At 40.1% G+C, this 13,148-nt stretch carries 11 protein-coding genes; 2 read left to right on the forward strand and 9 right to left on the reverse strand.

The features are described from left to right. Positions 1-402 precede the first annotated feature (402 nt). The gene (locus B1NLA3E_RS22090; RefSeq protein ID WP_187292127.1) at positions 403-1,548 is read right to left on the reverse strand and encodes an MFS transporter; all 1,146 of its coding nucleotides are present in this window, start codon (positions 1,546-1,548) and stop codon (positions 403-405) included. A gap of 1,175 nt (positions 1,549-2,723) precedes the next feature. On the opposite strand from B1NLA3E_RS22090, the gene rpoN reads away from it, so the two are divergent. After that, complete coding sequence (rpoN, locus tag B1NLA3E_RS22095) at positions 2,724-4,028, forward strand: RNA polymerase factor sigma-54 (protein WP_015596039.1); 1,305 nt, start codon at positions 2,724-2,726, stop codon at positions 4,026-4,028. A gap of 159 nt (positions 4,029-4,187) precedes the next feature. On the opposite strand, the gene B1NLA3E_RS24510 is transcribed toward rpoN, so the two are convergent. From B1NLA3E_RS24510 to B1NLA3E_RS22110, 3 genes are all read right to left on the reverse strand, one after another. After that, positions 4,188-4,349, reverse strand: a complete 162-nt coding sequence (locus B1NLA3E_RS24510; protein ID WP_083935159.1) for a Fic family protein — start codon at positions 4,347-4,349, stop codon at positions 4,188-4,190. A 373-nt stretch (positions 4,350-4,722) separates the two neighbouring features. Next, positions 4,723-6,756: a penicillin-binding transpeptidase domain-containing protein gene (locus tag B1NLA3E_RS22105; RefSeq protein ID WP_041581282.1), complete on the reverse strand. Its 2,034-nt coding sequence runs from the start codon at positions 6,754-6,756 to the stop codon at positions 4,723-4,725. 153 nt (positions 6,757-6,909) lie between these two features. Continuing rightward, a complete protein-coding gene (locus B1NLA3E_RS22110) occupies positions 6,910-7,848 on the reverse strand; it encodes a M23 family metallopeptidase (protein WP_015596041.1) in 939 nt (312 codons plus the stop codon). 140 nt (positions 7,849-7,988) lie between these two features. On the opposite strand from B1NLA3E_RS22110, the gene B1NLA3E_RS22115 reads away from it, so the two are divergent. Next, complete coding sequence (locus B1NLA3E_RS22115) at positions 7,989-8,432, forward strand: VanZ family protein (RefSeq protein ID WP_015596042.1); 444 nt, start codon at positions 7,989-7,991, stop codon at positions 8,430-8,432. 305 nt (positions 8,433-8,737) lie between these two features. Here the strand turns inward: B1NLA3E_RS22115 and spoIID are convergent, their stop codons facing one another. The 5 genes from spoIID to B1NLA3E_RS22140 all read right to left on the reverse strand — a co-directional run bounded on the left by spoIID (position 8,738) and on the right by B1NLA3E_RS22140 (position 13,125). Continuing rightward, entirely contained in the window at positions 8,738-9,772 is a 1,035-nt protein-coding gene (gene spoIID, locus B1NLA3E_RS22120; RefSeq protein WP_041580795.1) for a stage II sporulation protein D, read from the reverse strand. 359 nt (positions 9,773-10,131) lie between these two features. Then, positions 10,132-11,442, reverse strand: coding sequence for a UDP-N-acetylglucosamine 1-carboxyvinyltransferase (gene murA, locus B1NLA3E_RS22125; RefSeq protein ID WP_015596044.1), 1,311 nt, complete (start codon positions 11,440-11,442; stop codon positions 10,132-10,134). A gap of 32 nt (positions 11,443-11,474) precedes the next feature. Next, entirely contained in the window at positions 11,475-12,227 is a 753-nt protein-coding gene (locus B1NLA3E_RS22130) for a YwmB family TATA-box binding protein (RefSeq protein WP_015596045.1), read from the reverse strand. 173 nt (positions 12,228-12,400) lie between these two features. Then, complete coding sequence (locus tag B1NLA3E_RS22135; RefSeq protein ID WP_015596046.1) at positions 12,401-12,637, reverse strand: DUF1146 family protein; 237 nt, start codon at positions 12,635-12,637, stop codon at positions 12,401-12,403. Positions 12,638-12,945: 308 nt separating this feature from the next. Then, entirely contained in the window at positions 12,946-13,125 is a 180-nt protein-coding gene (locus B1NLA3E_RS22140; protein WP_015596047.1) for an H-type small acid-soluble spore protein, read from the reverse strand. Positions 13,126-13,148 lie beyond the last annotated feature (23 nt).

Genomic DNA, 13,148 nt, shown 5'->3' on the forward strand with positions numbered 1-13,148 from the left:
CAAGGCTAGCATACCCGCCACTCCATATAAAGTTTCTAGGACTGATCACTTATGTTAGTAATCAGTATGCCCATATTTGGCGGTAGGTCTACTTGACCTTTATTTTATTGTCCAGTTAAGTGTAGCCGATACATTTAGTTTGTTTCATGAGATAGCACCCTATTTTCCGATAATTCCCATCTTTCATTAGGCCGCTGTGAAATCTTTTATTCCTATTCGCCTTTTGACATTCTTTCTTCATAAATCATCATTCAGAGCTAGTTTTCTCTAAATGCAAGGAACAAGCAAGATCCAGCAGCAATAATAAAAAAGGACATTCTAAACCTTTTTAGAGAAATTTGTCATTACCAAACTCAAATCCAATTAAAAAGTAGAATGTCCATTATGATGGTAACTTTGACACTATCCAAGTTTAGCTTTACTTTTTTTAGATTCTCTCCAAACAAGTAAACTAAATACTACTACCATTGCTAATAATCCAAACTGAAGCATGTAAACTGTGTGATAACCAGAAGAAATAATTTTTCCAGCTTTATCTGTGATCATTCCTGCTACTAGTTGGGGCATATATATATCCGAAGAGTATGCAATTAATGAAATGATCCCAGAAGCTGTACCTAAAATATGGTCAGGTATTCCTGCTTCACCAATTTGGCCAAAATAAATTGCACGAGCACCAAGTTGCAAGAATGCTATCGACAATACGACAATCATAGCTGGCATAACATAAGATGTACTTTTTGGTAAAAGCATAATTGCCGCAACAAATACTGCTTCAACAATCGCTGTTGCTAGTAATGTTTTACCTGTAGATTTAAATCTAGATACAACAAATACTAATGCTGGACCAGCTATTAAACCAAGTCCGTTTGTACGGAATACTGCAATAAACGATGCTTGTTCATTAGACATTCCGTAAGTGTTTGTTAATAATTGGTTAAATACACTTGTTGTTGTAAGTAATGAATAGAAAGCAAACACAACAAATGCTGCATACCATAATCCAGGTATTTTTATCGCTTCTATTACTCTTGAAAATTTGAATTTTGCATTTTCATCATCTTCGCCTTCTAGAATATCAATATCTTTAAATAAGAACACATATAAAACGCCTATTATAGCTGTAATTATTGCTAACACAATTAACCCAGATTGAATTCCACTACTTGTATTACCAATGATTTTTACAAGTATAGTGTTTACAACAATTCCACCAAGTCCTACGAATGTATAGGTAAATCCAAAAGACTTCGTTTGATTTTCTAAACCACCAGCTCTTGCTACCGAAGTAATCCATGGTGACCAGAATGTTAAAATTGTAGTAAATCCCAATGCAATATAAATGATTCTTAATACACTAATATTAGTTACAAATGCACTTACTAGAATTAGCGCTGTTGTAGTGATATATGAGAAAATCGACAATCTCTTTGGTCCAAAAATATCAACTAAAATACCAGATGGAACATACGTAATTAAAGCTATAATTCCATATATACCTACTAACCCAGCCAATGTTGTTAAGTCAGTGTGGTATCTACCAAGCATTTGATTGCCCCATGTGTAATATAAGTACGGCAGTACATAAATTGTAGGGTTGGCAAACCCAAGAACTAACAATCTTGCAAAATACTTCATTTTACTAATTTTCATAATATTTCCCCTCTCTTTACTTTTTGTTTGTGTTTTCTTCCCATTTTAAAATTCTTAAATCCCCCCTCCTTTTCTACTAAACTTTTTTTGCCTTGGTCTATCGGTTAAAACTTCCTAAGTGGTCAAATCAAACAAAACAGTAAAACTGTTTAAAGACTACAATTTCAGATTGCTACCAAAATTCTCCTATGCCATGTCCAACCAAACTGTGTGATCTTTGATTAAATTACAACAGACATATCATTAAATTGACCCTAGTTTTCTTACCAAAGGCATATAATTACGCAAATAGAAAAAGATTAACTAATAATGATACAAGCCACTTTTTCATTACATACTGCATACATTTATGATGATTCAGTCAGTCCTGCAAAAATGGTCCCTATTTTTTCACCTCCTCAAGTGAAGAAAATCTAGTAGGAAAAATACAAAAACAAATTCATGGTTTCTCTTTGTCGAACATATATAATGCAAAAACTGTGCCAGCTTTTTGATGCTTTTCGTGAAATAAATAACAATTTTCACACGAGATTATGCCTTATATGTATGTTTTGACATAAAATGAGTAAAGCAAAATTAGCTCAGTTACAGTTGTTGTTAAAATTTTTTTACAAGTTAAATATTTTTGTTGGGCTATTATTCTCGTTTTAACGAGAGTCGTATATATTGTGTAAAAATTTTTTTACAAGGAGTAGTCTGCATTACACATAGAGTAACAAGATAAAAATTTTTGCACTGATGGTAACCCGAATATAAGAAAAAAGTTTTTCCAATGAGCAAGTTCCATTGGAACCCCGAACCCTAACAAAAACTTATCTCAACGTTTTAGTGAAACTTATGAACAATTTTTGACATAGTATTAACTTATCTTGCTTTTATGAAAAAATATCATTCTAATATAGTTAAACTAAATGTTAATTTAAAAAAAATTTAGTTTAAGAAAAATTAGTAGCTCATAATTGGATTCAGGATAGCCTAATTTTAGGATGTAGTATTCCTATCTCAATACAATAATCCAAAATCTTACTATTTCTCAAAATATAAAATAATGGGTAAAGGAGGATCAGATAATGAATTTAGGAGCTGGATTATGGCAACAACAAACGTTAAAGCTTGCGATGACGCAGGAACTATCACAGGCGATTGCTTTGCTTCAATACTCAGCACAGGAACTGACTAGTTTTTTAGAATCCAAATCGCTTGAGAATCCACTACTCACCATAAAAGATGCTCCAATCGATAAAGACTATAAGCAGTTGAAAGCAGAAAGAAATAAGTCAACGTGGATTGAACAGATTGTTGACAAATCCTTTTCGCTTGAGGAACAGCTACTATCACAATTGAATTTAAATAAATACACCAGAATCCAATTAACGATTATTAAAACTCTATTGTTGAATTTAGATGAAAATGGTTACTTTCGGGGAGATATTGGGGAAATATCATTAGAAATGAATGCTCCAAGGCAACTGGTAGAAGAAAGCCTTGGTGTTATCCAAGGACTTGAGCCAGCTGGAATTGCAGCCAGGAATCTACAGGAATGTTTACTTATTCAGATTCAGCGTAAAAGGCCTGAAGACAAGCTTGCCATAAAAATTATCGCTGAATATTTTGTTTTATTTGCAGAAAAAAAGTGGATTAATCTTTCAAAAGAAATGAAGGTTACGATTAAAGAAATCCAAAATGTATTTGATAGAATTCAAAAACTGAATCCAAAGCCAGGGTTGGAATTTTCAACAGACCAAACTCACTATATCATTCCAGATGCCATTATCGAAGTAACGAAAAATGGGATTTCAGTACGTTTGTGGGAAGTAGCCGTTCCAAAAATCAAATTTAATACAACGTATTACCAGAAGTTTTCTGAGTGCGGAGATCATCTAGTAAATAGGTTTCTTCAGGAAAAACTCCAGGATTTTAATGGGATTATGAAAGGGATTGAACAAAGAAGGGAAACACTCGCCAAGGTGATTGTAAAAATATCTGAAAAACAGCGAGAGTTTTTTTTGGAAGGCCCAAACCATCTAAACCCAATGACTATGAAAGAACTCGCACAAGAACTTGAGGTCCATGAATCGACAATCAGCAGGGCTGTTCGGGAAAAATATGTTCAAACACCTTCAGGAATGGTTATGCTTAAATCATTTTTCTCAAGTGCCGTCCCTACCGTGTCAGATAAAAAAACTTCATCAATCCAAGTAAAAAATACACTTTCAGTTATTATTGCAAATGAGAATAAACACAATCCCCTTTCAGACCAGGAAATTGTTGAAATCCTTAAAGAGAAGGAAAGTATCGTCATCTCAAGAAGGACAATTGCCAAATATCGAGATCAATTAGGAATTCCTTCTTGGACTAGCCGAAAGAGATACTAAACATTATATGTAAATGAAGGTTTACCAGGACTGTTTGAAAAAATGAATATTTATGAATTATTGCTCCAAAAGCTAAAAGCCACCGTTTTCTTCTACAATTTCCACTTGAAGTATTTCAGACATTTTAGTGCGTATTAATGGAGGAATTCCATTTTGAAGTTAGGTATAATTCATGACTAGTCTTCCAGTACGTCCATTTCCATCGGAAAAAGGATAAATACGTTCAAATTGGATATGCAAATCTCCAGTAATCCGAATGATCTGTTCTCTATTTGTTGCTTGTTCCAACTGCCAATTTATATTTTCAAACCATTGATTCATTAAATAGTGCTTTCGTCTACATCTTCAGGGTATCGTTTGTTCACGTGTAAAAGCTGTTGAAAAACATACGATTAGCTGGTACCACATCACTGACTATCAAACGGAAAGAAGTGATTCGGCAGCTACTATCCACACGTTGGGTAGCTCAAATTGGTTCCTTAGATCCGGATACAGCTCACTGATCTCGTACATGATCGAATAATCAAAGCTCATCCTGGAGCTATGCCTTTTCAATCGCCTTTAGCTCAGCATAATAAAAAATTAGATAATATACTAGTCATAGCCAAATTCTCCTTTCACCGGTTGAAACATCAGCCAGTGCTTTTTATTCTTATAACAAAAAGGAGAGACCACTGTCCCTCCCTCTGGTTATTTATTGTGTAACTGTGTCTGGTCCTGCTTCGGTGATTGTTTGCGTGAAAACATTCTTTACTTTCTCAACGGGGATTTTTGAGCCGCCCCGTCCTTGGACGTTTTCAACCATCATCGCAATCAGCAGATGGGGAGCCTCCGTTTTATAAGCGACAAACCAACCAAGCTCGGCGCCTTTTTCGGATTGTTTTAATTTCAATTCGGCTGTGCCCGTTTTTCCGGCAATCGCCATTCCGTTAATTTTTCCAGAATGGGCTGTGCCCTGGGGACTTTCGACCACATTTAGCAGATCATCTGAGATCGTCTTAGCATTAGACTCACTGACGACCTGCTCCTTCCAAATTTGGCTCTTCTTATCATCCAAATTCAATACTGGCTTGATCAGATTACCGTTATTTAGGAACGGCGTATAAGCCGTAGCCATATGCAGGACGTTAATTTCGAGTTGGCCCTGCCCGTATCCCGAATCCGCCACCTTAATATCGGTATCAAGCGCACCGTATTTGGATGTTTCTAATGGAAATAGATAAGGAATTTCCTCTTCAAATCCAAATTGTTTTAATCCAGCCGAAAATTTATCTTTTCCGAGTCCTAGTGCAGCTTGGGCAAAATAAATATTGTCAGAGTAAAGCAGTGCTTTTTCCAAATTAACCGGTGTGCCTGGGTCCTTTACCCTTGTCACGACGTAGTTGCCCCATGATTTATCTTTCTGCCAGGATAGGCCTTTGACGTTGACCGTCATGTCTAGCTTAAGCGTTCCGGCTGTTAGACCGATTGCGGCGGTCACTGGCTTGATGACCGATCCTGGTGCATAGGTGCTTTTAAACCGGTTGAGCAGCGGCTTTTGCGGGTTATCCTCAAGCGCCTTTCGCTCGGTATCGGACATGCCAATCGCCATTTTGTTCGGGTCGAAGCTCGGACTGCTGACGAGTGCCAGCGTTTCACCGGTTAGCGGATCGATTGCGGCCGATGCCCCCGCTTCCCCTGTTAGCTGCGCAAAAATTTGTTGTTGCAGGGTGGCGTCTATCGTTAAGCTAACATTTGCGCCATTTTGAACAGGCTGCTCGGCAAGCAAAATTTTCTTGCCATCTGGTTTATTTATCAAAATTTTGATGCCATTTTTGCCCTTTAGCTTTTGGTCAAGGACTTGCTCGAGTCCTCTTTTTCCGATTGTGTCTTGGGCGGTGTAGCCCTTTGCTGCCAGGCTTTTCAATTCATCAGCGGTGATGGGGCCGGTGTAGCCGATGAGATGCGCCGCTGACTCCTTGAATGGATAGACTCGGGCATTGGTGTTCTTTTTGTCGACGCCAGGAATTTGGTATAGCTGCGCCAAAAGCGCGGTGTCCTGTTCGGCGATGGTGGCAATTGGGACAAAGAAACTTGGTTTGACCCATGTGGCCGCTAGTGCTTTTTGAATGCGCTCAGGCGTAATTTGCAGGAGCTGCGCCAGCTGGTTTAGGCTAGCGTCTGGCTGCGCACCCATTTTTTCAGGCACGATGCCAATTTCAAAGGCGGTACCGTTGATGGCCATCGGATCACCATTTCGGTCCTGGATTTCCCCGCGTTCTGCCGGGGTAGTTGCTAGGCTGATTTTATCAGTTTCCTGCAATTTTGGAAAAATAAAGCCAGTATTCCAGTTGATGAACCAGTTTTCATTATCCTGGTGTTTTTCTTTTACAAGTTTGGCCGTTTGCTGAAATTCAATCGGGCCAGCAACGGTTTTCATTTTTACAGAAAAAGGCAGTTTCATACTCGTTGCTTTCGTTTTTTCTTGTTTGTCGGACTTACTAAATTGGACGTCAAGATTGGAGATTTCTAGGTCCTGATAAATTTTTTGATATCGGCTTACAAATTCGTCTTTGCTAATGGCCTTTTTGGCGTCGGTAGATAGGTAATCATACATTTTGGCAAATTTCTGGTCATTCCACAGCTTTATGTATTCAGAGAATTGATTTTCGGGACTAGGTTCCTTACTGCAGCTGGACAACACGATCATTAAGATTAGGCATGTTATTCCCATTATGATTTTTTTCAAAAAATTCACTCCTCCCTGCTCTTCCACTATTTTACCATAATAGAGGATTGAACAATAATTTCTAGCAGGTCGGCACAACACAAAAAGGCCAGCAGCTGGAGCGCCTTTCAAGTGGCGACTCCTGTTGCTGGCCTTTTGCGATGATGAATTCTCTTATGAATTCATGGAAGAATCAGTTGATTTTGTGCTGTCTTCCTTAGGTGTGCTATTATCTTTGGACTTGTCATCAGTCGTATTTTTGTCGTCAGATGGTTTGCTATCGTCTGTTGATTTTTTTTCATCAGCCGGTTTGCTGTCATCGGTCGCTTTTTTTTCATCAGTTGTTTTACTATCGTCCGTGGCTTTTTTGTCATCAGTCATTTTGCTGTCGTCTGCTGGTTTTTCTTCCGTCATTTTTGCGTCAATTAATGCGCTTAATGGTTTGTTGAAGTAGTCAGACGGGTTAACAGGAACGTTTTCCTTGCGGATTTCAAAGTGCACATGCACGCCTGCTTTTTCGTTGTAGATGCTTTCTCCAGCCATTGCCAGCGCTTGTCCTTGTTCGACTTCGTCGCCAACTTTAACACTAATGTCTTTAACAGATTGATATTGTGTTACAATACCTTTGTCGTGTTCAATTTCAATGACATTACCTAGCAAGGAATCTTCCTTAACATCTGTTACGGTACCGCTTAATGCAGCTACTACTTCAAATGTTTTGCCCTCTTTCATGGTAATATCGATACCAGTGTTAGGCTGGTAAGAATTATTGTACTCTACTAGAGCCGCTACTTGTTCATCCTTTTTGCCATCATATTCATAGAATGGCTTTTGGATGACTGCAGTGTCTGGATTTGTGACAGGCATTACGAAGTTTTCCATGGCACGGTTCACTTCTACTGCCGGCATATCGTTAATCTTTTTGCCGGAAATATCTGACGCTTTGTAATCATAGTTACTAGAGTCTGAATTGCTGCTACTTTGATACCATAGGGCCCCGGTTAAAATGATGGCTGCACTTGAAATATAAATTGCTGGAAATACCCAACGCTTTTTGAAAAAGCGCTTTATACTAGATTCTTGAGAAGATTTGTTCTTTTCTTCCTCTCTCATTTTACATCACCTCTGCAATCAGTCTGAACCGATTACGAGAATTATATACATAAGGTAAAAAATTATTTTTTGGCTTATTTTTCGACATGAGTAAGTGTTTTATGCATGGTTATTAAAATTTTTTATAAGGGGTATTCAACATGATTAAGTTTAGATGGTTTTTTCGTATTTTGCCGGTGGTCTGGATGGTGGCAATCTGGATTATGTCCAGTATGCCAAGTGACGCAATTGTCGAGCTTCCCTTGCTGAGCGTGGATCGGTTTATTAAAGAGTCGCTTCATTTAGTAGAGTTTGCGATTGTTTATTGGCTTTTTGTTGGGGCGATGTTGACGACTAGGAAGTTTACGCCTGTTGTCAGTTTGATTTGTGCTCTGATTGCCGGGTTTTACGGGATTACCGATGAGATTCATCAGTCGTTTGTGCCATACCGTTCTTGCACGGTGATTGATGGGGTTAAGGATTGGATTGGTGTTGGGGTAAGTTGGTATGTGGTGCGTGGAGCTTATTTTGGTGGGCGGTTTACGAAGGTCGGGAACCTATTACGGCGGTTTCAGGGGCATTTTCAAAAAAATCTAGCAGAATAATGGCAAAAAGGACAAGTGCGAAGGCCACATGGGGGGGCCTTCGCGCTTGCCCTTTTTTAGGCTCTTTTCTAAAAGATTGTTGTTTTTTTAGGGTTTTGTGAAAAGAAAACTGTTGATACAGCAGTTGATTGGAGCGGAAGGTGCGAGACTCCTGCGGGAGCAGCGGGACAGGTGAGACCCCACAGGCGCTTAAGCGCCGAGGAGGCTCACCGCCCGCCCCGCGGAAAGCGAGCATCCTGGATCGGAAATCAACCACACTTCTCTTTTGGTAAATAGCAACAAAGTTTACGAAAAACAGCCTTTTTTTATTTCTGCGCCGTGATTTTTGCTAGCATGGTATCGGAGGCTGAGATTTCCACACCTTGATAGTAGTGTTTCACGATGTCCTGATAGTTTTTCCCGTCTGTGGCCATTCCGTTGGCACCGTACTGACTCATTCCAACGCCGTGACCGTATCCTTTGGTATTGATGACGATGTTATCCCCTTTAACGATCCAAGAGAAGTCAGACGATTTAAGACCAAGCTTCTCGCGGATTTCTTTCCCCGTAAGCTCTTTGCCATTGATCTTCACTTTGCCAACCCGCTTTCCAGATGTTCTTTCCGTAATCATTCCGACCGATTTCTTGTCTGCCAGTTTTACACCCAGCTTATTCTCGAAGTCGCTAATCGAAAACACCTTTTGGTCGGAAAATTTTGGCGACCTTTTGTCCCACGGGCTTTGGACGCTTCTTAAGTATGGAAAGGAACCGGACCAGTAGTCCTCAGAGTTTTCCGTATACCCGTTACTAGTTGAGAAAAATGTAGCCGTAATCGGCTGGCCGTTGTAAGTGAGGATTTGACCTGCTGTTTGGTGAACCGCGTCAGTTACTTTTTTGATTTTCCAGTTATAATCGGCTCCCCATATTCTTTTTAGTTCCTCATCGTTTTTGTATACCTGGTGGAGTTCGGTGTCAGCGGTGTCAGCACCTGCTGGCAAGCCAACTTTGTTTTGGCTGACCATCTGTTTGACGATGTAGGTTCGCGCTGTAAGTGCCTGTGCCTTCAATGCCTCCATTTCAAAATCAGCGGGCATTTCCGCGGCAACTACCCCGATCACATAATTTTCGAGCGGAAGCTTTTCCATATGTTGAAGTGAAGTACGGTACACGGCGACTTCAACACTGGGGCCAGTTGGTGGGTTTTGGCTAACTGCTGTTTGTTCGGTTTGTTTTGTTAGCTGCTCCCCCAACTTTCCGCTAGCTTTTTCCTCACTAAAAGGAAGCACTAGAAGCGTCGGTATGAGTATGGTTACCGCAAATAGCAACGCCGTTAGTACGATGTAAGGTTTGATTTTTGTCATGATTGAAGCCTCCATATGTGAAGTAAACAGGTGCGGCGACGTTGTGATGGCGACGGCGATTGACCGTCCCCCATTCAACTTCAAATCCGCCTCGTTTCTTTTCATACTTATGGTTTTGGACAGGCTTTTATGACAGTTATGTGCTTCAATTTTAGACGAAGGATTTTGTCGGCCGCTTTTGCCAATTTATCGGCCGCTTTCCGGAATTTGTCGACCGTTTTTTAATGTTTATCGGCCGCTTTCGTAATTTTATCGGCTAATCGCCAAATTTTACCAAAAATAACCCCGATTTTACCCCCAATAAACGCCAAAAAAGCCGAAGCAAGGGGTACCCCTCAACTTCGGCTATATCTCTAACCTTATGCGTTTAAATCAGTCACCATATCTTCATGACCGCTAAAACTGTGCTCTTCCACTTTGACACGTTCAATATCGGCACCTAGCAAAGCAAGCTTCTCATGGAAATTCACATAACCACGGTCTAAATGCTTCAACTCAGTAACACGTGTGACACCATCAGCAACAAGCCCTGTCAGAATCAATGACGCCGCAGCACGAAGATCCGTAGCAGCCACTTCTGCACCTTGTAAATCCGATGGTCCATTCATAATCACCGAACGGCCCTCAATTTTAATATCAGCATTCATGCGGCGGAACTCTTCAACGTGCATGAAGCGGTTCTCAAAAACAGTCTCAGTAATCATGCTCGTACCCCGAGCACGCAATAATAGTGCCATCATTTGCGATTGCATATCAGTCGGGAACCCTGGGTGCGGCATCGTTTTAATATCCACAGCCTTTAGAAGATCCGTTCCGATTACGCGGATGCCTTCATCCTCTTCAATAATCGTAACACCCATCTCTTCCATCTTGGCAATCAAAGAAGTCAAATGCTCAGGTACAGCATTCTGCACAAGCACATTTCCGCCTGTAATCGCCGCTGCCACCATAAATGTTCCAGCTTCAACCCGATCCGGGATAATGGAGTGCTCCGCCCCGAATAGTACGTCTACACCTTCAATTTTGATCGTTCCAGTCCCAGCTCCACGAACCTTAGCGCCCATCGCATTAAGGAAATTCGCTAAATCAACAATTTCCGGCTCCTTGGCCGCGTTTTCAATGACCGACGTTCCTTTTGCGAGAGTTGCAGCCATCATAATATTTTCAGTAGCCCCAACACTTGGAAAATCGAGATAGATTTTCGCTCCGATTAGACGGTCTTTCACTTCCGCATCGATAAAGCCGTTGCCGACCTTAACGGTTGCGCCCATAGCTTCGAAGCCTTTTAAGTGCTGGTCAATCGGACGCGATCCAATTGCACAGCCACCTGGTAATGCGACCCGGGCACGGCCATTTCTTGCTAATAGTGAGCCCATAACCAACACAGATGCGCGCATTTTTCGAACGTATTCGAAAGGTGCTTCATCCTTTAACGTATTTGATGCATTCACTGTCACATGATTATTTTTAAACTCTACTCCGGCATTTAAATAGCGTAATACTTCATTGATAGTGTATACATCGGAGAGAGCTGGCACATCATGAATTACGCTTTTTCCGTCACTTGCTAATAGTGTTGCAGCGAGTACTGGCAATACGGCATTTTTTGCCCCTTCTACTTTAACGATACCGCTCAGCCTTTGTCCGCCGCGGACGATGATCTTTTCCAAATGTATTCCCCTCCGCGTCCATTTTCTCTATATTAATATTCAATCGTAATGATTGGTGTGCCAACAACCAGGGTTGTCTTAGCGCCCAATCCTTTTCGCAAGGCTAGTTGTAAGTTTATGTTTTCGTGGTTACTTTTTAGCGATCCGGCGAATAAAGGCGAAGCTGCCGTTACGGAAATAAATGCATTTTCTGATAGAGATTCTATTTCATTCGCATTAAAAGCTTTTAGCAAACCATTTATACTTGGTGACAAAGTCTGTACCATCTTATCATCTATTTCCGCTTTGATACAAGAGAAAATTGTGGGTTTTCCTTGAAATATGTCAGAAAAAGTTGAGGATAGGTGTGTTTTCAAAAAACTTTCCATATGATCAGACCAAGCATGTCCTTTTACTTCATAGATGAGATACGCTTGGGAGCGTTGATTTGTGGGGGTCGAAACGAATCTTATCTTTTCTTGAATGGTTGATGTACTTGGGGAAACAGCTTCCGCTTCCCAATGACGTTGATCCTTTGATTCTGTCCATTCCCACTTTGGAAACTTTTTTTGGATGGTTTTTAGGTATTCTTCTTTATTTTTCTGATTTGGAAAATTTGGAAGCTTCTCTCGTGCGTAAATTGACCATTCATCAAGCTGTATGTTTTCACCCTGTATGACGGATGCTAAAGTCAAAAGATCCGACGACCATTGAGGCTCTATAGCTTCAGTTTTATGATTCCCAAATTGCGTTATGAAAAAACAAATAATGATTAAAATGACCATTTTATTTATATGATATTTCATCTCTATATCCCCTCTCCATAATCACAGTGTTTACCCGGAGAGAGGCTTACATACTTGGGAATTATCGTCACTTTGTGACAAACAATTGTTTATTACAACAACACATTGAATTGTACTGAATAAATCAGCTTTTGTGAACATGTAAGAAGACCTAAATTTTCGTTATTTTACAATTATTGGAACATCATTGGGAGCTGTTGGGACCACATAAGGTAATCTAGGAAAAAATTACTAACGATAGAGCCAAGTGCAATGGCTAATAATATGTATAGTATTCTTGCCTGTATAACGTGATTTTTCTTTAATAATTTATCTAACTGAATTGCTTGAATTGCCCACCATGCCACCCCAATAAACGCCAAATGCGCCAATATACTTACTAAAGCTTGTTGTCCAAATTCCGGTACCAAATAGATTCCCCCTTACTTGAAAAGCGCAAGCGCCCGGTTAGCGACGTATGGACTGGAGCACACCGACTGAGATAAAGGAAACACGAAGAGCGATAGCGATTCGATGTTGACTTATCGTAGGGAGGTGGGTGAAGTCCACTAGACGCTGGGCGCTGGAGCTAGATACTCATCAAATTTAAAATTCAAATCTGAAAAAAATGCTGGTAATCCTTCTCCTTAGACGTATTGTTTTGTGAAAAAGTTTCAAAGGATTTGCTTTATCAGTTAAAAACCACCTTAGATTAAGGTGGCTCAGTTCTTTGGATGGACTATTCTTCAATTAATTCATGTATTTCCACCACTGTGCGTTCTTCAAGTGGTCCCCTTAAGTGAACGGTGGCTGTTCTGCCATCTTCGCTAAGTCCATCGATCCAAACTGACGTCCCATTATATTTTACATCAATTTCAGCAGAAGAAGAAAGTATTTGCTTTACTCTTTTTACATCCATTTGCCCACACCCCTATTTTTTTT

This window comes from Bacillus sp. 1NLA3E (genome assembly GCF_000242895.2).
In the GTDB taxonomy this organism is placed as follows: Bacteria; Bacillota; Bacilli; order Bacillales; family Cytobacillaceae; genus Bacillus_BU.